The 22,515-nt window shown below is 49.5% G+C and carries 23 protein-coding genes; 15 read left to right on the top strand and 8 right to left on the bottom strand.

What is annotated here, in order from left to right:
- Positions 1-110: 110 nt before the first annotated feature.
- From ACXADP_RS19270 to ACXADP_RS19255, 4 genes are all read right to left on the bottom strand, one after another.
- Complete coding sequence (locus tag ACXADP_RS19270; RefSeq protein WP_474972243.1) at positions 111-1,382, bottom strand: efflux RND transporter periplasmic adaptor subunit; 1,272 nt, start codon at positions 1,380-1,382, stop codon at positions 111-113.
- Positions 1,383-1,404: 22 nt separating this feature from the next.
- Positions 1,405-2,076 (bottom strand): hypothetical protein, encoded by a 672-nt coding sequence (locus ACXADP_RS19265; protein ID WP_027956807.1) that lies wholly within the window; start codon positions 2,074-2,076, stop codon positions 1,405-1,407.
- A 176-nt stretch (positions 2,077-2,252) separates the two neighbouring features.
- Complete coding sequence (locus ACXADP_RS19260) at positions 2,253-3,629, bottom strand: MATE family efflux transporter (protein ID WP_474967176.1); 1,377 nt, start codon at positions 3,627-3,629, stop codon at positions 2,253-2,255.
- On the bottom strand, positions 3,626-4,078 hold the full coding sequence (locus tag ACXADP_RS19255; RefSeq protein ID WP_474972242.1) for a MarR family winged helix-turn-helix transcriptional regulator: 453 nt from the start codon (positions 4,076-4,078) through the stop codon (positions 3,626-3,628). The genes ACXADP_RS19260 and ACXADP_RS19255 overlap by 4 nt, the downstream gene beginning before the upstream one ends.
- Positions 4,079-4,471: 393 nt before the next feature.
- Here ACXADP_RS19255 and ACXADP_RS19250 point away from each other — a divergent pair, with 393 nt between their 5' ends.
- The 3 genes from ACXADP_RS19250 to abc-f all read left to right on the top strand — a co-directional run bounded on the left by ACXADP_RS19250 (position 4,472) and on the right by abc-f (position 8,065).
- Positions 4,472-5,395 (top strand): YegS/Rv2252/BmrU family lipid kinase, encoded by a 924-nt coding sequence (locus ACXADP_RS19250; RefSeq protein WP_474967178.1) that lies wholly within the window; start codon positions 4,472-4,474, stop codon positions 5,393-5,395.
- 93 nt (positions 5,396-5,488) lie between these two features.
- On the top strand, positions 5,489-5,953 hold the full coding sequence (locus ACXADP_RS19245) for a MarR family winged helix-turn-helix transcriptional regulator (protein ID WP_474967179.1): 465 nt from the start codon (positions 5,489-5,491) through the stop codon (positions 5,951-5,953).
- 276 nt (positions 5,954-6,229) lie between these two features.
- Positions 6,230-8,065 (top strand): ribosomal protection-like ABC-F family protein, encoded by a 1,836-nt coding sequence (gene abc-f, locus ACXADP_RS19240; RefSeq protein ID WP_474972241.1) that lies wholly within the window; start codon positions 6,230-6,232, stop codon positions 8,063-8,065.
- Positions 8,066-8,128: 63 nt separating this feature from the next.
- Here abc-f and ACXADP_RS19235 read toward each other — a convergent pair whose 3' ends face one another.
- Positions 8,129-9,223, bottom strand: a complete 1,095-nt coding sequence (locus ACXADP_RS19235) for an SDR family oxidoreductase (RefSeq protein WP_474972240.1) — start codon at positions 9,221-9,223, stop codon at positions 8,129-8,131.
- Positions 9,224-9,414: 191 nt separating this feature from the next.
- Between ACXADP_RS19235 and ACXADP_RS19230 the strand changes: the two genes are divergently transcribed.
- From ACXADP_RS19230 to ACXADP_RS19210, 5 genes are all read left to right on the top strand, one after another.
- The gene (locus ACXADP_RS19230) at positions 9,415-9,693 is read left to right on the top strand and encodes a glutaredoxin family protein (RefSeq protein WP_474972239.1); all 279 of its coding nucleotides are present in this window, start codon (positions 9,415-9,417) and stop codon (positions 9,691-9,693) included.
- 123 nt (positions 9,694-9,816) lie between these two features.
- Positions 9,817-10,200: a YppG family protein gene (locus tag ACXADP_RS19225; protein ID WP_474972238.1), complete on the top strand. Its 384-nt coding sequence runs from the start codon at positions 9,817-9,819 to the stop codon at positions 10,198-10,200.
- 71 nt (positions 10,201-10,271) lie between these two features.
- Positions 10,272-10,982, top strand: a complete 711-nt coding sequence (locus ACXADP_RS19220; protein ID WP_474967183.1) for an alpha/beta hydrolase — start codon at positions 10,272-10,274, stop codon at positions 10,980-10,982.
- Positions 10,979-12,244 carry an MFS transporter gene (locus ACXADP_RS19215; protein WP_474972237.1) on the top strand — a complete coding sequence of 422 codons (1,266 nt, stop codon included), beginning with the start codon at positions 10,979-10,981 and terminating at the stop codon, positions 12,242-12,244. Before ACXADP_RS19220 ends, ACXADP_RS19215 begins: the two co-directional genes overlap by 4 nt.
- A 188-nt stretch (positions 12,245-12,432) precedes the next feature.
- Complete coding sequence (locus ACXADP_RS19210) at positions 12,433-12,618, top strand: hypothetical protein (RefSeq protein ID WP_474972236.1); 186 nt, start codon at positions 12,433-12,435, stop codon at positions 12,616-12,618.
- A 159-nt stretch (positions 12,619-12,777) separates the two neighbouring features.
- Here ACXADP_RS19210 and ACXADP_RS19205 read toward each other — a convergent pair whose 3' ends face one another.
- Positions 12,778-13,632, bottom strand: a complete 855-nt coding sequence (locus ACXADP_RS19205) for a DegV family protein (protein WP_474967186.1) — start codon at positions 13,630-13,632, stop codon at positions 12,778-12,780.
- A gap of 49 nt (positions 13,633-13,681) precedes the next feature.
- Positions 13,682-14,599, bottom strand: coding sequence for a DMT family transporter (locus ACXADP_RS19200; protein WP_474972235.1), 918 nt, complete (start codon positions 14,597-14,599; stop codon positions 13,682-13,684).
- A gap of 217 nt (positions 14,600-14,816) precedes the next feature.
- Here ACXADP_RS19200 and cshA point away from each other — a divergent pair, with 217 nt between their 5' ends.
- The gene (cshA, locus tag ACXADP_RS19195) at positions 14,817-16,289 is read left to right on the top strand and encodes a degradosome RNA helicase CshA (RefSeq protein ID WP_474967188.1); all 1,473 of its coding nucleotides are present in this window, start codon (positions 14,817-14,819) and stop codon (positions 16,287-16,289) included.
- Positions 16,290-16,366: 77 nt separating this feature from the next.
- Here the strand turns inward: cshA and ACXADP_RS19190 are convergent, their stop codons facing one another.
- Positions 16,367-17,137: a rhomboid family intramembrane serine protease gene (locus ACXADP_RS19190; protein ID WP_474972234.1), complete on the bottom strand. Its 771-nt coding sequence runs from the start codon at positions 17,135-17,137 to the stop codon at positions 16,367-16,369.
- Positions 17,138-17,267: 130 nt separating this feature from the next.
- On the opposite strand from ACXADP_RS19190, the gene acpS reads away from it, so the two are divergent.
- The 6 genes from acpS to ACXADP_RS19160 all read left to right on the top strand — a co-directional run bounded on the left by acpS (position 17,268) and on the right by ACXADP_RS19160 (position 22,378).
- Positions 17,268-17,633 (top strand): holo-ACP synthase, encoded by a 366-nt coding sequence (acpS, locus tag ACXADP_RS19185; RefSeq protein ID WP_474967190.1) that lies wholly within the window; start codon positions 17,268-17,270, stop codon positions 17,631-17,633.
- 62 nt (positions 17,634-17,695) lie between these two features.
- Positions 17,696-19,189: an NAD(P)H-hydrate dehydratase gene (locus tag ACXADP_RS19180; protein ID WP_474972233.1), complete on the top strand. Its 1,494-nt coding sequence runs from the start codon at positions 17,696-17,698 to the stop codon at positions 19,187-19,189.
- 42 nt (positions 19,190-19,231) lie between these two features.
- A complete protein-coding gene (locus ACXADP_RS19175) occupies positions 19,232-20,260 on the top strand; it encodes a LolA family protein (protein ID WP_474972232.1) in 1,029 nt (342 codons plus the stop codon).
- Between the two features lie 162 nt (positions 20,261-20,422).
- A complete protein-coding gene (alr, locus tag ACXADP_RS19170; RefSeq protein WP_474972231.1) occupies positions 20,423-21,580 on the top strand; it encodes an alanine racemase in 1,158 nt (385 codons plus the stop codon).
- A gap of 160 nt (positions 21,581-21,740) precedes the next feature.
- Positions 21,741-22,022 (top strand): CopG family ribbon-helix-helix protein, encoded by a 282-nt coding sequence (locus ACXADP_RS19165; protein WP_027956786.1) that lies wholly within the window; start codon positions 21,741-21,743, stop codon positions 22,020-22,022.
- A gap of 5 nt (positions 22,023-22,027) precedes the next feature.
- Positions 22,028-22,378: a type II toxin-antitoxin system PemK/MazF family toxin gene (locus ACXADP_RS19160; protein ID WP_027956785.1), complete on the top strand. Its 351-nt coding sequence runs from the start codon at positions 22,028-22,030 to the stop codon at positions 22,376-22,378.
- Positions 22,379-22,515 lie beyond the last annotated feature (137 nt).

Below are 22,515 nucleotides of genomic sequence, written 5' to 3'. Positions count from 1 at the left end.
GGATATGGACCGGCTGCCAAAGCGTCTTGACCGGTTCCTTGAAGCAGTAAAAAACACGGGGGTTTTCTACAAGCAGAAGACGGCCGCGGGCGGCCGTCTTCTTTGTATGACTACCTCGATAAAAGTCCGAGAAGTCCGTAATTGAGCATCGTTGACTGATCCAGTTCCATCAGGTCTTTGACAGGAAGGTCCTCCGCCTGCATAGAGGTCAGAAAAACAGAGGCGTTACGGAATTCGTCCTTCGGTGCAACGGCCATCCACTCCCCGTCCTCGAGGCCGGATACGACTTGGACAAGTCCGTCCTCCTCCATGCCGGTTGTCACTTCCCGGCGTTCCAGGATGCCCTCTTCATTCATGATCCAGGCGTACAGATTTTCTTCCGTCGTCAAGGCACCGTCCAGGGCAGCGACGGCTTGCGGTGCTTCCGCTGTGATCACCTGCATCTCCGCATGGTAGCCGGGAAGAAGCTGTTCATCCGCATCTTCCAGTGTCACGATGAATGGATACCGGCTCTTCCCGCCGAGGTCTGTCTGTTCCGGGAATTCGTCCACCCGGGTTACCGTTCCGGTCGTTTCCAGTTCAAGCTCGGGTACAAAGATCTCAACGGTTAAGTTTTCTTCCACCTGTGTCCGGTCTTCTTCCTGGATTTCGCCTTCCAATACGAGATTGGCGGACTTCATCGTAAGGATAGGAGCGTTGAGTTCTTCATCGATATCGGTGACGGTTCCTGAAAACTGGCTGGTGACTGTAATCTGTTCTCCCGTTTCCTGGAGCTGGTCCAGCTGGTCTTCCGCCATTTCAAGCAGCCCCTGCTGTTTGGAAAGTTCGGCCTGCTGTCTGGCAAGTTCCTCCTTTTTGAGGTACTCCGCTTCTATAGAAGAATCCGGGGAAGAAGTGCTTTCTTCCTCGGAGGCATTCCTGTCTTCTCCGAAAAAGGAAGAAGTGGAACGGTTTGTTGGAGATGAGGGATCAGGGATATCATAGGCCTCCAGTTGATCGATATAGTCCTCGACGGCTGATATTTCTTCCTGAATGCGCTGCACTTCTCCTTGGAGACGGGATTCCTCTGCAGTGTAGTCTTCAACCTGATAGGTATAAAGGTCATCGCCTTCCTGCACCTTGTCCCCCTCGCTTACGAGGAACTGCTGGAAGGAACCATCTGCTCCGTCAAAGTAAACCGGGACAGATTCCTGCGATGTGAAGACGCCTTTGGTTTCCACTCTTTCAAAGAGGTCATATGTAACTGCCTGTGACCATGTATGGAGATAGGATTTCCGGTCCACTCTGTCATCTTCGTCCAAATAAATCAACAGGGCATTCGTCGTAATGAAAGCGATGATCAACAATCCGGTCATTCTTCCTTTAATGTTAATTTTCTTCATAATATGTCCACCTGCGGCTTTCCTACCTTATTAAGTAAAGAAGATATAAATCGTAATAGGCAAGGGCGGAGGTTCCAGCCCACAGCAATAGATGCCAGAAAATGACGCCGGTCCAGATCCAGCCGATTTTTGTTCTGGACAGCCGGGAAAGGCATTTGACCTGGTACCAGATGATAAACAGCTGGAAAAGGGATATGGAACCGAAAAAATAAATGACCCACTCCAGGGAAGTGAAGTAGGAGGCTGCAACACCAAAGGAAAGAGGTGATACATACCAGTCGATTCCTGCATAGACCATCAACGGCACCCAGGTTACACGCTCAAGAAGCATAACGAGCAGGACGTTCATTTGTAGAATGATCAGCTTTTTGTAGGATACATGATTGAATAACCAGTAAAAAAACGAAGAGATAAATAAAAGGAATAAAAAAAACAGCAGCCCGTAAGCAGCTCTGCCGATCAGGAACCATGCTTTTCTCAGTTCATAATCAGTCCGGGTCAATTCTGTCATATTAGCGGAAATCGCATCGGTACCCAGGCCGAGCCAGGCCGTCCAGACAAAGGTGAGTAAAGTGAGAGCGAGTAAAAAGAATAATAGATTCCAGACGTTTTTCAATTTTTCTGCTTCATTCAGCTTGAACAAATGATCATCACGGCGGATAAACAGTTTGATCAAGTGGACCGAGTAAGTCATACACTTCATCCTTTACCAGTGAAAAATAGCATTCTCTGTATCATTTTAACGGAAAATGTCATGGGTTGCTATCCATTGCTGAGAATCTTTGGGAAAAGATGGAGAACAAAGCAGTGCTCATTCAGATTTTTCTGCAGAAAAAGAAAAAACCCGGCGTCAAGCCGCCGGGCTGTTGATCAAGACGGGGCCGTTTCGTAATTGGATGCCCCGCGTTTCGGTTTGAAGAAAAGGGATCGGTCTCTGTAAAGAAAGATCATGGATAAAACAAACGCCAGAAGATCGGCCGCCGGGAAGGCAAGCCATACACCAGTGACACCGAAGAAATTCGGGAGGATCAGTACCAGCGGAATCAGGAACAGCACCTGGCGGGCCATAGACAGGATCATCGCCGGTTTGGCCATGCCGAGCGCCTGGTAAAGACCACCGCTGACGACTTGTGCGCCGATCAGGACAGCAAAGGCAAACATAATCCGGATGGCGTGAGCCCCGGTTTCGATCGTTGCCTGATCTCCTGTGAAAATCATCATCAATGCATTCGGGAAAGCCATCATGAGAACGAAAATACCGGCAGAAATGATGGTGACGACTTTCATTCCGAGTTTGACGGTTTCCTTTAGACGTTCATAGTTCTGGGCCCCGTAGTTGTAGCCGATGATCGGCTGCATACCTTGGAGGACACCGATCATCGGCATGATGGTGAACATGGCCAGCTTCTGGACGATTCCGAAGACCCCGACTTCGAATTCGCCTCCGAACTTGATAAGCATCAAGTTGATAGCGATCATCATTGCGCTCCCAGCCACCTGACGGATAAACGCCGGCATACCGATGGTGATGATTTCCTTGATGATCTTCGTCTGAAGCTTCAAGGCGGCTCTCCTGACTGTCAGGGAAGATTTTCCTTTAAGGAAATAGTTCAGAACAACAATCGATACCGTCGCCTGTGAAATGACCGTCGCTATGGAAGCCCCTTGTACGCCCATGTCGAGTCCGAAGATGAAGATGGGGTCAAGAATGATGTTCAGAACCGCAGGTATGATCATCGTGATCATGGCAAACCTGGAATTCCCCTCAGAACGGATGATGTTGTTTGTCGCGAAGGCGAAGGAGAAGAACAGGGAACCGACCATGATCGGGAATAAATAATCCTTCGCATACGGCATGATGTTATCTGTAGCTCCGAAAATGGTAAGGAGCGGCTCTAAAAAGGTGAAAGCGCCGATGAATCCCACGCTGCTTATTAAGACAATCATGATCAGGACGTTTCCGAAAACAAGATCCGCTTCGTCTTTTTTATCTGCTCCGAGCCTTCGTGATATAACGGAGGCACCACCAATACCGACGGCTGCTGCAATGGCCATAATGATCATCATAACCGGGAAACCGATGCTTACACCCGATACTCCGAGAATCCCGACACCGCGTGCGATGAACAATGTATCAATGACGTTGTACAGCGCCATAACAAACATTCCGATCATCGCCGGAATGGACAAATTGGCCAACAGCTTTGGTATAGGCTGGGTACCTAAACGCTGACTTTGTTCTTTCATTCGTTTTCTCTCCCTGCTGTTTGTGACTTTATGCGTTCCTGGGTTCTTTTCAACCAGGATGTCATGATCTGCTGTTCCTCTTGAGAGAGGTCAGCGAAAGCTTCTGTTTCAATTGCCTTAATGGTTGTGACGATCATTTCGTGGAGTTCCATGCCGGCTTCTGTCAGAGTGATCAGTTTTGTGCGCTTATCCTCTTCACTCGGCCGTTTTGATATTCGTTCATATTTAAGGAGAGACTCCACAACGCCGTTCATAGAGGAAGGCTTGATATGCAGCCGCTTCTGGAGTTCCACCTGTGGCTGCTCGCCTTCTCTGGCTAAAATGTGGATGACTTTGCCTTGGGCATGGGTCAATCCATATTCCCCGAGCCGTTCGTTATATACGTTTCTTAGAAAATGGGAAACCATATGAATCTGATATCCCAGTGATTCATCCATTTGTTTCTTCATAATTACTTAGCCCCCTAAACAAAATATAGTATAAAACAAAGAGGGCTATTCGTAAACCCATCTGCTTTGGTGGATGGGTGCGGCTTGTTCTAACAGAGAAGCCGCCAGGTGGAAGACGAAGTGGTGTACAATGGAAGATATGGAGGAATAAAGAGTAACACAGCAGGGTTGCCGATGAGGTTTTCCTGAAGTCCTCTATGGAAAAAACAGCTTCATCATTTTTTCTGATCCTTGCCCAAAAGAGGAACTCAACGGTTTTCCCAAATAGAGAATGCCCCGCCTATTTACTTAGATGCCGAAAGGATTTGCTTGGAGGTCGTAGGATGAAAATAGAGGAAATCGTTTCAAAGGTCCGCTTTTCGTCAATTATGTAAGGAGGAAGGAAGGGATACTATGCCGCGATTTGAAACCGGGATACTTCTATATAACGGAAATAAAGAAGAAAATGAAATCACACCTGCACTCAGCCAGGTGCTTCCTGAGGTCAGTAAAGAGGTCAAAGATCTGCGTGTAATCCAGACGGCTTCGCTGGAAGAACTTCGGGACGTCTGCAGGACGTACGGTCCAGAAACCGATGTCTTCCTAATCCTTGGGGGAGACGGGACAATCCATGAATGCATCAACAGCATGGCGGAACTGGAAAAGCGGCCGGTGATCGGGGTGCTTCCCGCCGGAACGTGCAATGATTTCAGCCGTGTCCTTGATATTCCGCAGCGGCTGGATCAGGCGGCTGCCTCCATTATGAAGGGGGAGGCACTGCAGGTGGATGCCGGCAAAACAGAAGATACGTATTTCATCAACTTCTGGGGCATCGGCCTCGTCGCCCAGACATCGTTCAACATCGATGAAAACCAGAAAAACCGTTTAGGGGTGCTCAGTTATTTCATCAGTGCATTGAAAACAGTGAACCGATCCGAACCTTTTCGTTTTTCATTGACCGTCGATGGTGAAAAACTGGAGGGGGAAGCGGTGATGATCCTTGTTATGAACGGGCAGTTCATCGGTACCCGGAAAGTTCCGATGTCATCGCTCGACCTGCAGGACGGGAAGTTTGATGTGCTGATTGTCAAAAATTCAAGCCTGGCTGTATTCAGAGAGTGGCTGGCAATGGGAAGGGAACGATCTGTCGATCAGAAGTTCCAGGACCTCAGCTATCGTCAGGGGCAGCATATTACCATTGAGACGGAAACGGATGAAGAAGTAGATATGGACGGCGAAATTAAAACAGAGACACCTGCACAAATCGATGTGCTGCCGGCCCATTTCACTTTTTTAGGAGGCGGCCCGAACGCCCTTCGAACGACAACTGATCTATAAAAGCCTTCAAACTTATCCGTGCGTGCCTGATTGACAGTGCGAAAATGTTAAACTTATACTATCTTTATCTTTTAAAAAGGATGGGCGAACCGGATGAACGAACATGAATTGTACTTGAAAAAGAAACAAGATCCATCATTGAAGCTGTTTGTCGTCTTATCTAAGGCGCAGCGTGCCATCGGTGATTTAGTGAAGGACGATATTCAGCGTTATGAATTAAACCCGACGGAATTCGGTGTACTGGAGCTGCTATACCATCAGGGGGATCAGCCGCTGCAGAAAATCGGCGAGAAGATCCTTCTTGCCAGTGGCAGCATTACGTATGTGGTAGACAAGCTTGAAAAGAAAGGGTTTTTGAAGCGTGTCCCATGCCCGACAGACCGCCGGATTACGTATGCGTCGATTACGGAAGAGGGCAGGAAACTGCTTCACGGCATCTTTCCGGATCACTGGCAGCAGATTGAATCTATTATGAGCGGCCTGACAGATGAGGAGAAAACAACGGCGATTGACCTGCTGAAGAAACTCGGGAAAAATGCCGGTCATCAAAAAGAGTAGCCAATTTTCAGACAATCCGTTATGATAGACGTAAGACTAAAGACAAAGGGGGTATAAAGATGTTACAGATGCATGCGCTTGATTATCAACTGAACTATCTGCGCCGTGCAATTATTCACATTTCAGCTGTCAACGGGACACGTATGTCCAAAAATGACATCTGAATAGGAATCTGTAATGTCTCATACCTGATTGAATATGCATGAACAAAAGTCAGAGGTAACGGGACCTCTGGCTTTTTTTGTGCTTTTAAAATGTCTTTAGGAGGAACGGAAATTGATCATAACCCTTAAACATATCTATAAAATTATGGGCGGCGAAGTGTTATTCGAAGACTTGAACATGGAAATCAAAGAACACCAGCGTGTTGGTCTTGTCGGAAGGAACGGAAGCGGGAAGTCAACATTGTTCCGGATCTTAACGAAGGAAGAGCCGATTGATGGAGGCGATGTGTTTATCCAGAAAAGAAAAACCATCGGATATTTGACTCAGATGCCGTCCCATTGGACGGGAACCGGCCGGGAATATCTACGCTCGGCCTTTCAAGAGCTTCAGGACATGGAAGCAGAGATGCAAGAGCTGGAACAGAAGATGAGGATTCCGCAACATATGGAGAAAGCTGTAGAACGATACGGATTCCTGCAGGAGCGGTTTGCAGACCGAGGGGGCTACGAAATGGAGTCATCCATCCGTCAGGTCGCCCACGGATTAAAGGTCCACCACCTGCTCGATCAGTCCTTTACCACGTTGAGCGGTGGGGAAAGGACGAAGCTTGGTCTGGCGAAGCTGCTGTTGGAAAAGCCGGATGTGCTGCTGCTGGATGAGCCGACCAACCACCTGGATGTCAAAGGGGTCGAGTGGCTGGAAGAGTTTCTCCAGCAATATCCCGGCACACTCTGCATCATTTCTCACGACCGCTTTTTCCTCGACCGGGTCGTTACGGATATGTATGACCTTGATGCTGGTAATATAGAAGCCTATAAAGGAAATTACACAACCTTTGAAAAGAAGAAGGAAGAAAAGCTGCTGGTCGAGTTTCACCATTATGAAGAACAGCAGAAGAAGATCAAGAAAATGAGGGATGCCATCCGCCGGTTGAGGCAGTGGGCCAACGAGGCCTCTCCTCCCAGTGAGAAGTTATTTAAAAAAGCGAAAAGCATGGAGCGGGCGCTGGAACGTATGGAGAAAATCAATAAACCGGTCATGGATCCAAAACGGATGAAGCTTTCCCTTGATTCAGAAGACCGGACAGGGAAGGATGTCTTCATCGTGGAAAACGGCGGGAAGTCCTATGGGAATTCCACGATTCTTCAGGGCTTCAACCTGCACGTCCGTTATCAGGACCGTCTGGCTATCGTCGGGACGAATGGGAGTGGCAAGTCGACACTTCTTCGTCTGCTTCTTGAGGAAGAACAGCTGGATGAGGGTACGATGAAACGTGCACCTGGGATGAAGGTGGGCTATCTTCCTCAACATCCGCTGCAGGAGGCTGATCAAGAGCAGAGGCTGATTGATTATTACCGCGCATCTATTCGTGTAACCGAAGGAGAGGCAAGGCGTCAGCTGGCAGGGTTTCTTTTTTACGGCTATGATGTCTTCCGGAAGATCCGCCATTTGAGCGGCGGGGAACAAATGCGCCTGAAACTGGCCATCTTCATGCAGCAGGACCTGCACGTGCTGCTCCTGGATGAACCGACCAACCACTTGGATATTGAATCCCAGGAGGTTTTGGAAGAAGCGCTGGACCGCTTCTCCGGAACGGTGATCGGTGTGTCCCATGACCGCCATTTTCTGAACCGGTGCTTTCCGGAAACCATGTATCTGGCAAATGGAAAAGGGTATCGATGTTCAGGATCGTATGAAGATACGAAGCACCACTGGCCGGAGGAAAGAAAAGAGGAAGCGGAAAAGAAGGCGGCCCTTGAACCTGTGGAAGAACCCGCATCCCTGGAAGACCGGATTACGGATCTCGAAGAAGAGGCCGCTCGTTTGGAAGAAGAATGGGCGGTGGCTTCGCTTTCAGAGTCGCGCAGGCTGGAACAGGAAAAACAAGAGCTTGATGAAAGACTGGAAGCATTGTATGAGAGCTGGCTGGCCGAAGCAGGAGAATGAGAAAAACGGGAGGGCAGATAAGCCCTCCCGTTTCTTTTTGTGGAATTTTCCATTGAAACATCCTTACAGAATGGAGACATGCTTAGCCGGGTTGTTTTTATGCTCTTCATAATAATGAATGAGCGGCTGTGTATAGTAGAAGAGGTCCGGACAGTAGAGACCGGAAGACGCCAGGTCGTTTTCTGCCTGGGCTGAATCATAATCGGCGGCGGTTTCAAAGTAGTCGAGCGCCTCTTTTTGAATGCCCAGCTTTCGGCGGATGTGTTTCAGTTTTAACGGTGGACGGGCAGCCGGGAGCGGCACCGTCAGATGAGGCTGTTTATCGGCATACAGATACGCGAAATGATGATAAATGTCCTTTGCTGTATAGGGGTGGGGATCTGTCAGGTGGTAGGTCTTACCTTCCGCGTCCGGCAGGTGGGTGAGAACGTTGGCTGCCTGGACCACATAATCGTGGGGGACGAGGTTCACCCGGGCCTGACCTTTTCCAAAATAAGGGACAACAGGGAGGGACTTCAGTGCATGCAGGAGATTCAAGATAAAGTAAGGGCCGTCGAATTTCGCTGTCGATCCTGTCCGCGTATGACCGACGACGATGCCGGGCCGGACAATGGTGAGGGGCAGACGATGCTGATACTCCTGTACCAGCTTTTCTGCTTCGTATTTCGTATATTCGTAATGGTTTTTGAAGCCGTCTCCATGCTTCAGCTCATGCTCGTAGACGGTTCCCTGCCTTTTTCCGGATACATAAGCCGTACTGAAATAAAGACAGCGGTTCAATCGCTGGCAGCCTTGCAGAAAACGGAGCACTTCGCGTGTTCCCTGAACGTTTACTTGAAGGGCAGGCGCCAGCGGAACGGCCAGATCATATAAGGCAGCCAGATGATAAAAGTGGGTGAGGTTCTGTTTCAGCTCCTCGGCTGTCGAAATGTCGAGCCCGAGATCTTTCTTTGTAATGTCTCCGGTTATCAGTGTAATACGGCCGCCCTCCACAGCAGGGTCCTCCAGACAGTCATGCGGCCGCATTCGTGCTTCCTTTTCCATATGAGGAAGGTGAAGAAGATAAACATGATCCACCTTCCGTGTGCGGAACAGATCTTTCAGCAGCTCAGCCGCCAGAAACCCGGGGAAACCAGTACATACATACGTAAAAGCCATAAAACTGCCTCCTCCATCTTGTTTTTACCTCCATTCGGGATGGTGGAGGTGAATTCCTTTTTTCCTATGTAAAAAGGGGGATTAATAAGTGGGAATACGTGGTAAACATAGGTGAGGAATAGACGTTTAAACTAAAATGATCAGGGAAAAATCTGTAGAACGTTTATTGAACCGGCATGAGGAGGGGAGTCATGGGAAACCAGAATGTTGTTGTGTACACCAGTCGCGATTGTGCCTCTTGTAACCAGGTCATGGATTTATTAGATGAGTGGAATGTAGATTTTGAGGAACGGAACGTATCGGAAGACCGCACCTATTTTAAGGAGCTTCAGGGGAAGGGTGTCTACGGGACCCCGGCCACCTTTGTCGATGATCACCGTGTTTTAGGGTTTCAGAAACGCAAGCTCCAGCAGGTGCTGGGGTTGAGGGAAGACCTATATGCTCAAACGGACTCATTCAACTTTTCATAAATAAAGGAAACAAGTGATGAGAGTCACTTGTTTTTTTATCGTGTCGGGTACTGGATGATTGCGTCTCACTCTTTTCCTGCCTCTGTCATAGGCTGAAGTAAATACGTTAAAGGTGGCACAGTCATGTACCCATATTATTCCTACCCTTATTACGAAGACTGGTACCGGTATCCGGCTCCTCCTGTGTACAGCCAGGATACCTACCCGCAGACCTATTATCAGGGGAACGCCTTCTACCCATATCAGGGAGGTGCATCCTACGGCTTTCCTTACTACCAGGTGAATAGTACCCCTTACTCCGGTTATACTGAAACCGGGAATGAAGGCGGCTCCACCTCTTTCCAACCCGCAGCAGCAGGGAAGAGTGTGATCGGCTATTTTCAAAATGAGGAAGGTCAATTTGACTTTGATAAAATGATGAATACGACCGGTCAGGTGATGAAGACCGTTCAACAAGTCAGTCCGATTGTCAAAGGCATCGGTACTTTTGTGAAAGGGATCAAATAGACGCGCTGCTGATGTCAGCGCGTTTTCTTTCTTCCATATTGGAAAAACTGCAGGATGCGGAGGAAAAAGTTATGAGTATTGGATGTTTGTGCATTCACGGATATACAGGAAGCCCGGAGGAAGTGCAGCCGCTCGTGGATTTTCTTGAAGCGAGAACCGAATGGGAAATCGCCAACCCGACCCTGCCCGGCCATGGGGAGGATCTGGATCTTGAAGGGCATTATTATCAGGAGTGGATTGCAGCAGCTGAACTTGCGCTGTTGGATTTGATGAAACGTCATGATGAAGTGTATATCGTCGGATTCTCCATGGGTGGCATGATTGCAGCTTATTTGACGGCCAAATACCGGATCGACCGGCTTGTGCTTCTCTCAGCCGCCGGCAAATATGTGAGCCTTCCGCAGATGGCGAAGGATGTTCTGGAGATGGCTGGAGATGCGTGGAATGGTGCGCTGGCCGACAATGATCTGTTCCGCCGCTATCAGAAAAAAATGCGCGATACGTATGTATTTTCAACCATTGAATTTATGAAATGTGTTCAATTTACCCGCCCTTATTTAAGGGAAGTGACGTGCCCTGTCCTGATTATCCAGGGAGAGCTGGACGGCATGGTTCCCAAAGCCGCAGCGGTTTATTTAGAGGAGGAAATTCCGTCTACAGAAAAAGAAGTGGTCTTTTTGAAGCAGTCGAAGCATCTTATCTGCCACGGAGATGATAAAGACGAACTGTTTGACAGAGTGCTCGAGTTCATCGGCAGCGCTCAGCAGGAGGGGGTAACTTGAATAACCGAACAGACGGATCACCCTTTTATTATGGATGGGTGATCGTTTTTATTGCCGGTCTGAGTGTGTTTTTCTCCGGGCCCGGGCAGACGTATTCCATTTCTATTTTCATTGATTATTACATAGATGATTTTGATTATACCCGCTCGCTTGTCTCTGGCATTTATTCCGGTGCTACGCTTGCGGCCGGATTCCTATTGTTTATGATGGGGCGGCTGATTGACCGTTTCGGACAGCGGGCGATGATGGTCGCCGTCGGAATGTGCCTCGCCCTTGCGCTGTTCTGGAATGCCTTTTTAGCGGGGCCTGTCATGATGTTCATCGGTTTTTTCCTGATCCGCCTCTTTGGACAGGGGTCGATGACATTGATCCCGAATACCCTTGTTCCGCAGTGGTTCATCCGGAAAAGGGGGCGGGCGCTCAGTGTGATGGCCATCGGGGGTTTCGCAAGCTCTGCACTACTGCCGCCATTGAACACGTGGCTGATTGAAGCGTTCGGCTGGCGAATGACCTGGGGAATCTGGGGGACCGCTCTGCTGGTGATATTCGTGCCGCTTGCTTTTTACCTCGTGAGAAACCGTCCGGAAGATATAGGGGAAGTGCCTGATGGGGGCCGTAAACCGGCAGACGGGCACGAGATCAAGAATCTGAATGCCGAAGTGAATGAAAAAAGCTGGACATTAAAAGAAGCAATGGCTGCGAGAGCTTTCTGGTTCATTTTGTTTTGTGTGACGGTTCCTGCTCTCGTCAACACAGCGATCACGTTCCATATGGTTTCCATTATGGAACTGCGCAGCCTTGACGCTGGAGTAGCAGCAATGGTGTTGACGCTTATGGCCGTTGTCGGGTTTCCGGTCACTTTTATTAGTGGCTGGCTTGTCGACCGCTTCCAAGTGCATTACATATTGGCTGTTACATTTTTCGGCCATATCTGTACGCTGCTGCTTCTTCTTGTGACGGATTCCTGGGCTGCCGCTGTCGGTTTTGGCTGTTTATGGGGAGTGGTGAATGGATTTGAGCGGATTGTATTGAACATCGTATGGCCGAATTATTTCGGGCGTGCCCACCTCGGGAGCATTAAGGGGCTTGCCCAGACGGTGATGGTTGTTGGATCTGCTCTCGGGCCGCTTCCTTTCGGTATTTTTTATGACTGGCTCGGGGGCTATCAGGAAATCATCGTGCTTACCGTTTTGTTTCCAGTCACCGCGACAGTTCTGGCACTGCTTTCCCCGCAGCCTGATTATGAAACCTATCATGGATAAACAAACTCCTTAGGCTAAGGCCTAAGGAGTTTGTTGGCTGTAGAAAAAGCCTGTGTTAACCAGTTAGAGTTGTCCATTTGTCGTGGGAAGGGTCACTTTCCGCTTATCGGTGGATGAATGCCGCGGGCATGCAGGCATCACCACCGAACGCTCCTCATGCCGACGTTAGAATATAAAGGAGAGAAATTGTGCACGAAGCAGATTCAAAAGAACAGCATGGGATGCGCTGGTGCGCACTTGCGTGGAAAAGAAAAAGGAAAAGTACAGGCGCCGATGACGGCTGCCTTCCGGAATATGAAAAAGACTCTCCTCCATCCAGCAAGGGCGAGCTGGGTGAAGGAGAGTCTTTGTCGATGTTAAGGAATTCCCAATGAGCGGTGCCCCTTCCACTCCTGCGGAAGAACGAGTGGTCCGAGGTCGCCGAGCGTGGGTTCTGCGAGGAAGCTCGGGCGCTCGTCCGCGGAAAGGGAAGGGGATTTCGCTCCTGGCGGTAAGAAAGAAAAAAGCTTGTAGAGAAACAGAGTTTTCAGCTTTTAATCTTTGAAAAAGGCAATGGCGAGGCCGCCTTCCCCCGCATAGGTGGCAATCAAAGGACCCATTTCCATAAACAGGCTTTCCTTAAATGGATAGCGGTCTTTGATCATATCAAGTACCTGACTGCCGCGTTCCTCATCATTGGAATGGGACAGAGCAATGACGCGGTCTTCGAAGGAATGAGCGTATTCCCCGATTTGATCGACAAAGCGGCGGATCGATTTTTTGTTTCCCCGCACCTTTTCCGTTACTTCGACGGCACCGATTTCACTTGCTTTCATAAGCAGCTTGATGTTCAAGGTCTTGGCCAGAGCGCCTTTGACTTTATCCAGGCGTCCGCCTTTAATGACGTTCTCCAGCGTTTTCAAAATGAACAGCGTAATCGTGTTCTCGATACGGTCTTCCATATGGGCGACAAGTTCGTCAAAGGAGACGCCTTCGTCCATTTTCTTTCCTGCTTCGTCGACAAGAAGAGCGATACCACAGGAGGCCGTTTTAGTGTTCATAACTGCGATCCGGCGGTCGGGCTCTTCTTCAAGCAGCATGTTTTTGCCGATTTCAGCACTTTCGTAGGTGCTGCTCAACCCGTGACTGATGGCAAGGACGAGGATATTCGCAGACGGGTCCACGCGTTTGTACATTTCATAAAAATCATTCGGGCTCGGGGAAGAGGAGCCGGGGAGCTCTTCTGACTGTCTCATCTTCGTATAGAAGGTATCCAGATCAATGGTTTCTTCCGTTTTATAATGTTCGTCCCCGAAATGGATGTTTAACGGGACGGAGAGGATGTTATGCTTCTCCATCATTCCCGGCGCGACATCTCCGCCGCCGTCGATGATTAGTTGTGTAGTCATTCGTTCACCTGCTCTCAAAATATCGTCTTTCCAGTATACCAGACTCGTTTCAGTGATCTTTTTTCAATTCGTGGGTCAGTTTCGGCTCGACTTTTTTCGTGGTGCTCAAAATAAACATCATCAAGCCGAATAAAACGATGGACCCGCCAAGCCACTGCACCCAAGTGATGGATTCCTTAAGGATCCAGTAAGCTAACAGAGAGGCTCCAATCGGCTCCAGGAGGGCCGCCATCGATATGGAGGCCGCGCTCAGCCAGCGCAGTGTCCAGTTGAACAGTGAATGTCCGAAGAACGTCGGAATCACGGCAAGGGCCAGGAAAATAAACCACTGCTCTCCAGAATAGCCTGTGAAGGCCGTCCCGGCGGCCACGTTGTAGAGGCCGAGGGTGACAGCTGCCATTCCATAGGCAATCAGTGTATAGGTGAGAAGCGACAGCCGCTGGCGCAGACTCTGACCCAGCAGGAAGTACCCGGTTACGGTGACCGCTCCGAGGAGCGCAAGAATATCACCGGCCAGTGCTGTTCCACTCAGCTGAAGATCTCCCCATCCAATGATGACACTGCCGATCAACGTAATGAAAAGGCTGAGAATGGCTCCGACGGTAAATCGTTCCCGGAAAAACAGATAGGCGCCCGCAAAGGCAAAGACGGGCTGGAGGGAAACGAGAAGAACGGAGCTTGCCACGGATGTATATTTTAAGGATTGAAACCAGAAGATAAAATGGAAGGCGAGAAAAATTCCTGAAATCGTGGCAAGGAGCCAATCTTTTTTATGAATGTGTTTGAATTCACCGGAATGTTTCCATAATACATAAGGGGCCATCAGTCCGGCGGCAAGCAGCAGCCGGTAGAACGCGGTCATCGAAGCAGGGGCGCCGCCCGCAAGCTTGACGAAAATGGCCGAGGTGGATATGGAAACCACTCCGATAAACAGGATGAAATAAGGATGCACCGGAGGCTTTTCCAATCTAGCCCTCCTCTGGTATAGGTCGGTTTTTACTCATTTTATCATTATTGGGTTTGAAAAGCATAGCGGAAATGTGTAGAATATAATGTGTTAAATATGTTATGATGAATAAATCTATCAGGCAGATACCAGAGAAGCCTCTCCCGTTTCCTGTGGCAGAAGGCTTTTTTTACATGGATATAGGTAGAAGATTTAAACATAAAGGAGTAGGAATTAAGTGACAACATTCGAATCACTAGGATTATCAAAGCCGATTTTAAAATCATTAGACGTAATGGGCTTTGAAGAAACCACACCAATTCAAGAACAGACCATCCCTCTAGGACTAGAAGGGAAAGACGTGATTGGGCAGGCTCAGACAGGTACGGGTAAGACGGCGGCATTCGGTATTCCGATGCTTGAAAAAATCAACAAACAGGTGAAAGGCGTTCAAGGTCTTGTCATCGCCCCGACAAGAGAACTGGCTATTCAGGTAGCTGAAGAAATGAACCGTCTTGGTAAAGGGAAAGGCGCACGCGTCCTTCCAATTTACGGTGGATCCAATATGGAGCGCCAGATCCGTGCGTTGAAAAACAACCACATCGTGGTAGCGACACCTGGACGTTTACTTGACCACATTCGTCGTAAAACGATCAAATTGGAGAACGTGCACACAGCTGTCCTTGATGAAGCGGACGAAATGCTGAACATGGGCTTCATCGATGATATCCGCGACATTCTGAAGGCTCTTCCAGAAGAACGTCAGACACTCTTGTTCTCTGCGACCATGCCGAAAGAGATCCGCGATATTGCAACAACTCTTATGAACAATCCGGAAGAAGTTAAAGTGAAAGCGAAGGAAATGACGGTGGAAAACATCGAGCAGTTCTTCGTAGAAGTTCCGGAAAAACACAAGTTCGATACACTGACGCGCCTGCTTGATATTCATGATCCAGCCTTGGCGATCGTCTTCGGTCGTACGAAGCGTCGTGTAGACGAAGTAGCTGACGGTCTTCAAGCCCGCGGATTCAGCGCGGAAGGGATTCACGGAGACCTGACTCAAGGAAAGCGTATGTCTACGTTGAACAAGTTCAAGCGTGGCCGTATCGAAATCCTTGTCGCTACAGACGTAGCTGCCCGTGGACTGGATATCTCTGAAGTGTCCCATGTGTACAACTTCGATATTCCACAGGACCCGGAAAGCTATGTACACCGTATCGGCCGTACTGGTCGTGCCGGACGTAAAGGAGAGTCCATCTCCTTCGTTACACCACGTGAAAAAGATCAGCTTAACTTGATTGAAAAGCTGACGAAGAAGAAAGTGGATCGTCTGAAAGTGCCTTCTTCTGAAGAAGCTGCACGTGGTCAGCAGAAAGTGGCTGTCGAAAAGATTGCTGAAACTGTGAACAACAATGACTTGAACAACTACAAAAATGCAGCAGAAGAACTGCTTGAGCGCTATGAGTCTTCAGACCTTATCGCAGCAGCTCTGAAGTTGATGACTAAAGAACGCAGTGAAGTTCCTGTTAACTTGTCCTACGTTGCACCAATCAGCGTGAAAAACGCCCAGCGTGACAAAGGCAAGAAAAAAGGCGGCTACCGCAAAGGCGGAGGCGGCCGTAACTTCAACAACAAAAACAAATCCCGCAACCGCAACTTCAGCGGTAAAGGCGGTAAGCGCGGCAGCTACCAAAACAAAGGCCGCAGCTAATATATAAAAAAGATCCGCTTCCTATCTGTCAGGAAGCGGATCTTTTTTTGTTTCAAGGGAGCGGTCCGGCGCACGAATTAAAGGGATCGGTTCACAAGCGCAAACAAGGCGAGGAAAATGATAATGCCCCACAATACATATTTTCCGATCCCTCCACGGCCGAACCGTCGTTTTTTCCACCGGTTGGGGTCGAAGGAAATCTCATCACTGTCCCGGCGGGAATGACGGGTGCGGATCTGCCATAGGGAAAAGGGACGGGCGTTTTTTAAGATGGCAGGGGCGATGGCGAAGCCGCCGATCAAACCGAACAGATGGCCGAGCACGTTGATGTTCGGACGGGTGAACGTCATGAAAAGCCCGAGAGCGAAGATGACGATGATGATCTGTGCATTGGCCTGATCGATGAAGTGCTTCCGAAACAGCACCATAAACAGATACACCCCGAAAATCCCGAAGATGGCTCCGGATGCACCGAGGTGCGCGTAGTAAGCATCGGGGTTTACGATAAATGTCCCGATGTTCCCGGCAATACCGGCGGCCAGGTACATGACGATAAACCGGACGCGGCCGAGCATCTGTTCAAGCGCAGGTCCGAACAGGACGAGGGAGAAGGAATTGAATACGGCGTGCATGAAGCCGGCATGCAGAAAGATGGGGGTGATCAGCCTCCAGTACTCTCCATTTAATACGAGTACGTTCACGCCGATGCCCCACTGCTTCAAGTCGACAGCAAAACCAAGCTGAAGGAAATCCGCAAGCAGCCATAACGCAAAATGGATTCCGACAAGCGCAGAAACCACTGGATAAAATCTCAGAAACTCTTTGAAGCTTTCTGTTCGTAAAAACATGACATTCGTCTCCTTTGTGATGTCTTGTTATCTAAAAGTGTAGTCCCACCACCGTCTGCGTATTCTTTTTTTAACAAAGGTACGTTCGGGTATACTGGTGGTAGATGAATAAGGAAAAGGGAGATGCTGTGTGATCAGAGGAATCGGAATCGATATGGTTGAAATCGATCGTATTAAACAAAGTATAAAGCGTCAGCCGCGCTTTGTTCAAAGAATATTAACGGAAAATGAATATCAGCGCTGTCATAACCTTAAAGAACAGCGTCAGGCGGAGTTTGCCGCCGGGCGCTTCGCTGCCAAAGAAGCCTTCTCAAAGGCGGCTGGGACCGGCATCGGAGCTCTCGGTTTTCAGGATATGGAAATCCTGCCATCGGAAAAAGGCGCCCCGCAGATGACCGTCAAGGGCTTTGAATCCTTCCACATCTGGGTATCGATCACCCACAGCCGGACTCATGCGGTCGCCCAGGTGGTTTTGGAAGAGAGCGGCCGGGAATAGACAGGCAAGACATAATTGAACCGCTTGTCTCATAACATGTAATGCGGGTAGGAGGGAACGAGTTGGATATTGTAACCGCACAAGAGATGTACGAACGGGATCAGGCTGCAGCGGAAGCCGGACTGGCAGGATCCATGCTCATGGAGAATGCCGGACGTGCGGCCGCCTATGATCTGGTTAAACACATTCAGAGATCGGACCGCATCATCGTATGGATCGGTGCGGGAAGCAATGGCGGAGACGGATTTGTGATTGCGCGTACCCTTTTGAACCTTGGGTACACGGCTGAGGCTGTGCAGGTCGTTCCGGACGAAAAAATTAAGGGAGACGCCGCCGTGCACAAGCAGATCTTCCAAGCTTCCGGTCACACAGTGAAAAAATGGACGGATGTGGAAGACGCGGAAGGATACCTGCTGCGTGCGGATGTTTCCATTGATGCCATGCTCGGCATCGGCGTCCAGGGTGATCTGCGTGACCCTTATAAACAAATCGTCCAGCACTGTAACGAAGCTTCTCTACTTCGTCTTGCCGTCGACCTCCCAACCGGCGTTCCTGCGGATGAAGGAGTAGAGGAATTCACAGCATACAAAGCTGATTACACCTCGGTGATTGAAGCTCCGAAACTGAGTGCGTTTCTCCAGCATACACAGCCCTGGTACGGGCAGTGGTCCGTCGTTGAAATCGGTATTCCGCCACAGGCTGCTCCTGCCGTGCGCCGGAGCATGTGGACGGTGGAGGATGTGAAACGGACGCTCCCTTCCCGTGATGATCATTCGCATAAAGGTTCCCACGGCAGAGGTCTGGTCATCGGAGGGTCTATGTTGATGCCTGGGTCTGCAGCGATGACGTCGCGGGCGGCCCTTAGAAGTGGGGCCGGGCTGATCGCCATCGCCACGGAGGAAGGAGCGGTTCCGTCCATATCCCCTTATGTCCAGGAGGCCACTTTTGTGGAAAGGGAGACAATGGACCTCTCCACCTATGATGGTGTAGCGGCCGGTATGGGCATCGGCAGGGGAGCAGAGGCCCAGGCGTTGCTCCGTCGTGTGGTCACTCATACTAAAGGGCCGCTGCTGATTGATGCGGACGGGTTGTATGTGCTGAAAGACTTTCTTGGGGAAGTGGAAAAGAGGCAGGAACCGACCATCCTCACTCCACATCCGGGAGAGTTTGCTCATCTGACCGGGCGATCGATCAAGGACGTGCTGCTTTCTCCGTTCTCCCTGGCTGAAGCTTTCGCGCGCCGGCATGGGGTTTACCTCGTCTTGAAAGGGCCGGCAACGATCATTACCGCCCCTGACGGCCGGCAGCGTGTCGATACCACGGGGAATGCGGGCCTTGCCAAGGGTGGAAGTGGGGACGCCCTGGCCGGCATCCTGCTGGCGATGCTGATGCAGTCACAATCCATGTTGGACGGACTCAGCAGCGGCTGTGTCCTGCACGGCCATACCGCCGATCAGCTCGTGCAGCAGGGACGGTCGAAAGTGGATCTGCTGGCCACCGATGTAATAGAAGGCCTGCCCGGAACCTTTCGTACACTCTCTTCATCCATAACTTAACGTTCCCTTTGTCCATAAGTAGAGACAAAGGAGTGGAGTCTGATGCAAAGACGTTTTCTGATCCTTTTATTCAGCCTGTTCATCCTGGGGGCTCTGACCGCGTGCGGCTCCCAGTCAAAAGAGGACGTAGTCAAGAAGCTTGAGAAGCAGACAGAAGAGATGGCGGGTTATAAAACGGAAGCAAACATGAAGATGCGCACAGGCAAGGAAGAGCAGAAGTACCATATTCAAGTATGGCACAAGAAAGATGATTACTACCGCGTGAAACTTCAGAATGATCAGGACGAAAAGGGAAGTCAGGTCATTCTGAAAAACGATACCGGCGTCTATGTCCTCACTCCGGCTTTGAATAAGAGTTTCAAATTCCAGAGTGACTGGCCGCAGAATACAAGTCAGCCCTATTTATTCGCTTCTCTTTTAAATGATATCAAGGCCGACCCGGAAGCCGAATTCACCGCAACCGAAAACTATTTTAAATTCAAGACGAAAACCAACTATCAAAACAACAAAACACTCCCTTATCAGGAAATTTATTTCGATAAAAAATCCTACCAGCCGGTTATGGTCAAAGTTTTCGATCAGGATATGAATGCGCTCGTCGAGGTCTCTTTTGCGAATTTCACAAAAGATGACTCGCTGAAAAAAGAAGATTTCGATGTAGACAAGAATATGGCGATGTCTCCGGCTGAGGCTCCAGTAGCGAATATGGATGGGGCGGAGGAAGAGCTTGAGGAAGTGCTGTACCCACAGGAAACCTTCGGTGCAGAGCTTGCGGAAGAACGCGAAGTAAAGACAGATGACGGCAAACGCATGATCATGACATATGCCGGAGAGAAAAACTTCACACTCGTTCAGGAAAAGGCAGAAGTGCAGCCGGCCAGTGCCGGGTATTCTGTCCACGTGAACGGAGATCCGGTGCAGCTGGATGACGGTGTCATTGCTGCGCTAGAGCACAACCGTCTGGAGTGGAGTCATAACGGAACGACCTACCAGCTTGCAAGTAATGAGCTGACCCAGGAAGAAATGGTCTCCGTTGCCAGTTCGATCAGCCATGGGGCTATGGTGAAATAGTTGAAAGTGGAGCAGGCGTCCTCGTCTGCTTTTATTTTCTTTCTTACACATCCGCAGAAAGCGCTCTGCGGATGTTTGGTATGGGAAAGGAGGTGTCCATTTGACAGGGAGGAATGTTCCGCTCAATAATAATAGGATAGCTAAAGGAGAGGAGCGGGCAAGGTGCAGCAGGATAGATACTACAGAGATTCGATAGCAGAAATTGATTTATCCGCCATTGAAGCAAACATTCAGCAGTTGAGACAGAGGCTTCACCCTGGGACGGGGATCTACGCGGTCGTTAAAGCGGACGCTTACGGGCACGGCGACGTACAGGTCGCTGCCGAGGCCCTGCGTGCGGGAGCAGGTGGACTGGCGGTTGCGATTATGGATGAAGCGCTCAAACTTCGGGACGCGGGCATTGAGGCTCCCCTTCTCGTAATGGGATGGACGCGTCCGGAAGACGCTCCGCTGGCGGCAGCGAACGACATTACCGTCACGGTTTTCCAGAAGGAATGGCTGCATCACGTGCAGACGGACGCATGCCCGAAGCCGCTGGCGATTCATTTGAAGCTGGATACAGGTATGGGAAGGATCGGAGTCCGTGACACGGAAGAAATGGACGCCGTCCTTGAAGCCGTTAAAGCAGAAGATATGTTCCGGCTGAAAGGAATCTTCACCCATTTTGCCACGGCAGATGATGAGGATACGAGCTATTATCAGCGGCAGGCGGACGAATTTCAGCGATTGATGGACCATTTTAAGAGGGTTTGGCCGGAAGATGTCGAAATACATACGAGTAACAGTGCGACAAGCATGCGTTTTCCAGAGCGGATGGACCACTTTGTCCGTTTCGGGATCAGCATGTACGGACTATATCCATCCGCAGATGTGAAAGAGGAACGCCCGATAGAATTGACACCTGCCTTTTCCCTGACCAGCTGTCTGGTTCACGTGAAGCAGGTGGGACCGGGGGAATCGATCAGCTACGGAGCGACGTATACAACAGATAAAGAGGAATGGATCGGAACCGTTCCATTGGGTTATGCCGATGGCTGGATCCGCCGGCTGCAGGGCATGGAAGTCCTTGTCGACGGGAAACGTCATCCGATTGTCGGAAGAATCTGCATGGATCAATTCATGATTCGGCTGGATCAGGAATATCCTATAGGGACAAAGGTTACCTTAATTGGTAAACAGGGGAATGGCGAAGTAACGACAGATGAAGTGGCTGACTATCTGGATACCATCAATTACGAAATTCCCTGCATCATCAGCCGCAGGGTCCCCCGTGTATACCGGAAGGACGGGAAGACCATCGAAGTAAGAAATACGTTGTGACAGGAAGGAACAGGTGTAAGACAAATCTCCCGATGTAAGGATAGAAAGCTGCACAAAACACAAAAAAATTCCAACACGCCTTTGCAATGGACACTCCCGTTTGATAAGATTAGAGTGGACTATTTGACTGGTTTCTTTTGAGAGAAGATGGTGGAGGTGTATGGTTTTGTCCGACAGCATGCAGGAGATTGTCATCCGGATTCCGGATAACCTACTCAATGAAGTGGATGGCTTCATTCAACTCGATAACAGTGATCGGAGCGATTTCATGTGTCAAGCTACTAAAATGTATTTGCGTGAGAAAAAACAACGTCATATTCGGGAATCGATGCGAAGAGGTTATATGGAAATGGCGAAAATTAATTTAAACATCGCTTCAGAAGCGTTTCAAGCTGAAGAGGAGGCCGAACACACCCTGGAGCAATTAGTGAGCGGGGTGTGAAGCCTGTGATAGTCAAACGAGGTGACGTTTATTTCGCTGATTTGTCCCCGGTTGTGGGATCCGAACAAGGCGGCGTTCGTCCTGTACTCATCCTTCAGAATGACATTGGTAATCGCTTCAGCCCGACCGTAATTATTGCTGCGATTACAGCGCAAATACAAAAAGCCAAACTTCCTACTCACGTTGAAATCAATGCAGAAAAATATGGGTTCGAGCGAAATTCTGTGATCCTATTGGAGCAAATCAGAACGATTGACAAGCAGCGTTTGACCGACAAGATCACCCAATTGGACGAACCGATGATGCAGCAGGTGAATAAATCCCTGCAGGTCAGCCTCGGTTTGATCGACTTCTAACTTATCTTTTTTCTTTTTGTTAAAATAAAGTTGCCTCGTATGCAGGCGGCTTTATTTTTTTTGTCGAATGTAGTTTATAATAGAAATACAAAGGGTATTGTTGTTGGCATGTTTTTTTTACAAACGGATTGGTGTAA

The organism is Halobacillus sp. AWH4_228 (genome assembly GCF_056158365.1).
The sequence above is the reverse complement of the archived record's forward strand: the minus strand, read 5'-3'. Positions and strand labels throughout refer to the sequence as shown.

Bases quoted from the DNA above. Each gene is read 5' to 3' on its own strand.
- ACXADP_RS19190 (WP_474972234.1), bottom strand. From the start codon at position 17,137: ATGTTTTTACGAACAGAAAGCTTCAAAGAGTTTCTGAGATTTTATCCA.
- ACXADP_RS19230 (WP_474972239.1), top strand. From the start codon at position 9,415: ATGGGAAACCAGAATGTTGTTGTGTACACCAGTCGCGATTGTGCCTCT.
- ACXADP_RS19220 (WP_474967183.1), top strand. From the start codon at position 10,272: ATGAGTATTGGATGTTTGTGCATTCACGGATATACAGGAAGCCCGGAG.
- ACXADP_RS19245 (WP_474967179.1), top strand. From the start codon at position 5,489: ATGAACGAACATGAATTGTACTTGAAAAAGAAACAAGATCCATCATTG.
- ACXADP_RS19250 (WP_474967178.1), top strand. From the start codon at position 4,472: ATGCCGCGATTTGAAACCGGGATACTTCTATATAACGGAAATAAAGAA.
- ACXADP_RS19270 (WP_474972243.1), bottom strand. From the start codon at position 1,382: ATGAAGAAAATTAACATTAAAGGAAGAATGACCGGATTGTTGATCATC.
- ACXADP_RS19235 (WP_474972240.1), bottom strand. From the start codon at position 9,223: ATGGCTTTTACGTATGTATGTACTGGTTTCCCCGGGTTTCTGGCGGCT.
- ACXADP_RS19165 (WP_027956786.1), top strand. From the start codon at position 21,741: ATGGTTTTGTCCGACAGCATGCAGGAGATTGTCATCCGGATTCCGGAT.
- ACXADP_RS19265 (WP_027956807.1), bottom strand. From the start codon at position 2,076: ATGACTTACTCGGTCCACTTGATCAAACTGTTTATCCGCCGTGATGAT.
- ACXADP_RS19205 (WP_474967186.1), bottom strand. From the start codon at position 13,632: ATGACTACACAACTAATCATCGACGGCGGCGGAGATGTCGCGCCGGGA.
- ACXADP_RS19260 (WP_474967176.1), bottom strand. From the start codon at position 3,629: ATGAAAGAACAAAGTCAGCGTTTAGGTACCCAGCCTATACCAAAGCTG.
- ACXADP_RS19225 (WP_474972238.1), top strand. From the start codon at position 9,817: ATGTACCCATATTATTCCTACCCTTATTACGAAGACTGGTACCGGTAT.
- ACXADP_RS19175 (WP_474972232.1), top strand. From the start codon at position 19,232: ATGCAAAGACGTTTTCTGATCCTTTTATTCAGCCTGTTCATCCTGGGG.
- ACXADP_RS19255 (WP_474972242.1), bottom strand. From the start codon at position 4,078: ATGAAGAAACAAATGGATGAATCACTGGGATATCAGATTCATATGGTT.